Genomic DNA, 340 nt, shown 5'->3' on the forward strand with positions numbered 1-340 from the left:
CTGTTGAGTCGTTTCATCAATGGTGCTGCCGCTGTCGGTACCAAATTCGGGGTTGGCGCCATCCTTGATAGTGATATCAACATTGGCAGGCTTTTGTAGCCAGTCGCCATCAGTGTCTTGCGCCTGAATCGGCACATCAATGGTGATCTGATCGTTAACGCTATCCACTAAACCATCCACACCACTGTCAGTGTGATTTAATGGTTTTTCTTGAGTGATGGTCACTTTCACATCGATATCGTGACCATTCGCCGCTTGTACCGCATCCAATGATACCGTCACAACTGGCTCACCCGTTGCGGTACTACCGATTAATACGCCTGTTGCAGCATCATAATGA

1 protein-coding gene is annotated in these 340 nt (G+C 48.2%); it reads right to left on the bottom strand.

What is annotated here, in order from left to right; genetic code table 11:
* Window positions 1-340, bottom strand: a 340-nt coding sequence (locus VXS03_RS20145) for a hypothetical protein (RefSeq protein WP_327765540.1), incomplete at both ends; no start/stop codon positions are given.

Source organism: Photobacterium sp. S4TG1, assembly GCF_036040035.1.
Classification (GTDB): Bacteria; Pseudomonadota; Gammaproteobacteria; order Enterobacterales; family Vibrionaceae; genus Photobacterium.